The following is a 2,226-nucleotide window of genomic DNA, read 5'->3' as shown; positions in this document are numbered from 1 at the left end:
TTGATTACAATAAGGCCCAACACAGCCTGGAATAGCAACACCATCCTGAACAACATTGTGCGGATAAGTATACGACCAGAAAAAATCGGGTAACCATTTATAAGGATTGGCAACAGGATTGGCAATCCCCCAATCTCCATCCCCACTTACCTGACATCCGATTCTTCCGAATGCATAGGCAAACATCATGGTGGGTGCAAATGCATCCAGTAAGGGAATTAAAGCTATTTTATTTTTACGGGCATACCAGATAATGGCCGCGCCGGCACAAATTAATCCTCCATAAAAGGTAAGTCCGCTAAAAGCAATGAGTGATCCAATCGGATCAGCTGCAAACTCATTCCAGTTTTCCAGGTTATGAAAAATCTTTGCGCCCAAAAAACCAAATACAGCAGCAAATATAACGATGTCTCCTACCCTGTCTTGTGGCCAGATGCGTATGGTTCTTTCCACGGGTGTTTCCAATTGTACTTTCTTTTTCTCCCACCACTTCAACAAACCAAAACCCAAAGCAGCCAGCATGCCTGTTAGAAAGTTTCCTTCCCCCGATAAAATAAAAGCCTGAGGATCTTGCAATGCATCTTTAATGGTGAAAGCGCCAATAATTTTATAGCCAAATAAAAAACCCATGATTCCATTGGTAATTAATTCAGTAAGGCTGGCAGGTTCCCCTATTTTTATTTTCTCTTCAGTAAACTGAAACAATCCCTGTTGTTGCTTTCTTCGTAATTCCATGGAAAGAATCCATGCAGATAAAATAAACGAAAGGGCTACAAAAAAACCGAAACTATTGATAAGCTTAAGACCATTGATTTCAATACCAAATAAATCCTTGAATGCGTAGTATAAATTGGGATACATAAAGCAGTGCTATAAGATGTAGTGCAATGTTAATTAGAAAATACCAAAAAAAGCAAGGCCTCACATAAGTGAGGCCCGTACTTACTAACCCATCTAAAAACAAATTACGAAATTAATTGCAATGTGCATCAAATGCTGCAATTAAATGTTGAGCAATGGCTTGTGCAGGTCTTCCTTCTATCTGGTGTCTTTCAACCATAGTAACCAACTCACCATTCTTAAATAAAGCAATGGCTGGGGAAGAAGGAGGATGTGGCAATAAATGCTCACGAATCTTATTTACAGCTTCAACATCAAATCCTGCGAAGCTGGTCATTAAACGATCTGGGCGCTTGGTTGCATTTTGTACAGCCATTAAAACACCAGGTCTGCAGGCACCTGCCGCACAACCACAAACAGAATTGATAACTACCAGAGTAGTTCCTTCCTGTTGTAAAGTCTGGTCTACTTCTGATGCTGTTAGCAATTCGCCAAACCCCTCATCTGTTAACTCTGCCTTCATTGGCAATACTATTTCTGCTGGATACATACTTTCAATTTTGGAGGTCAAAGTTACAACAAAGCATTAAATCTACCAATGAGAAACCTAATTTGCCGCCATAGTGGCATGTTAAAATTATCTTTACGTCATTATGACACACAAAAGACTTCAAATGATGCCAAATTATTTTAATTTTTGAGATGGAATAGGGTTTGCTGGTATAACAGAAAAATACATAAACCCTAAAAAATTATAACCATGGCAATTTTAAAACAAAACAACAACAGTTTATTTGATGAGTTATTCAATGCATTTCCTTCTGGTTTTGCAAACCCGGCTAGTAATGGATATCCGGTTGCAGCTGTGAACATTCATGAAACAGACGATGCTTTTCATCTTGAATTAAATGCACCCGGAAGAAAAAAAGAAGACTTCTCTATTCAGGTAGATAAGGGATTATTAACCATTTCTTACGAGAAGAAAGATGCATTGGAAGAAAAAAATTACAAGACCATTCGCAGAGAGTTCATTTACAAGAGCTTCAAAAGAAGTTTTTCAGTGGATGAGAAAATAAATACAGAAGCCATTCAGGCCAGCTATGAAAATGGTGTACTTAAATTATTACTTCCTAAAAAAGAAGAAGTAAAAAATTCACCACGCTTAATTTCAATTAATTAAGCACAGATAAAATTCAATACCTACAAGCTCCGGATAATTTATTCGGAGCTTGTGTTTTGTAGCTACGATTCTTTGGAACAAGTATTGATTCCAAATAAAGTGTATAAAGGGCAGAAACTAATCAGACTGGTCAAAACAAATACACCTGCCAGCACCAATAAAACAATTCCCAGAGTCGTGGGAGGCAAGGCACACAGGGGGATAGG

At 38.1% G+C, this 2,226-nt stretch carries 4 protein-coding genes; 1 reads left to right on the top strand and 3 read right to left on the bottom strand.

Going from position 1 to position 2,226, the window contains the following annotated elements; all coding sequences use genetic code 11:
* A partial coding sequence (locus P767_RS0103725; protein ID WP_026763453.1) for a prolipoprotein diacylglyceryl transferase occupies window positions 1–861 on the bottom strand: 861 nt, incomplete at its 3' end.
* Window positions 862–973: 112 nt separating this feature from the next.
* Window positions 974–1,390 carry a BrxA/BrxB family bacilliredoxin gene (locus tag P767_RS0103720; RefSeq protein WP_026751933.1) on the bottom strand — a complete coding sequence of 139 codons (417 nt, stop codon included), beginning with the start codon at window positions 1,388–1,390 and terminating at the stop codon, window positions 974–976.
* A gap of 210 nt (window positions 1,391–1,600) precedes the next feature.
* On the opposite strand from P767_RS0103720, the gene P767_RS0103715 reads away from it, so the two are divergent.
* Window positions 1,601–2,020, top strand: a complete 420-nt coding sequence (locus P767_RS0103715) for an Hsp20/alpha crystallin family protein (protein ID WP_026763452.1) — start codon at window positions 1,601–1,603, stop codon at window positions 2,018–2,020.
* A 62-nt stretch (window positions 2,021–2,082) separates the two neighbouring features.
* Here P767_RS0103715 and P767_RS18095 read toward each other — a convergent pair whose 3' ends face one another.
* Window positions 2,083–2,175, bottom strand: a complete 93-nt coding sequence (locus P767_RS18095; RefSeq protein ID WP_407636322.1) for a YgaP family membrane protein — start codon at window positions 2,173–2,175, stop codon at window positions 2,083–2,085.
* Window positions 2,176–2,226: the final 51 nt, after the last annotated feature.

It is taken from the genome of Sediminibacterium salmoneum NBRC 103935 (assembly GCF_000511175.1).
Lineage (GTDB): Bacteria > Bacteroidota > Bacteroidia > Chitinophagales > Chitinophagaceae > Sediminibacterium > Sediminibacterium salmoneum.
This window is presented reverse-complemented; position numbering and strand designations above follow the sequence as displayed.

What these genes read in the sequence shown, in the direction of transcription:
- P767_RS0103720 (WP_026751933.1), bottom strand. Translation starts at nt 1,390, where the DNA reads ATGTATCCAGCAGAAATAGTATTGCCAATGAAGGCAGAGTTAACAGAT.
- P767_RS0103715 (WP_026763452.1), top strand. Translation starts at nt 1,601, where the DNA reads ATGGCAATTTTAAAACAAAACAACAACAGTTTATTTGATGAGTTATTC.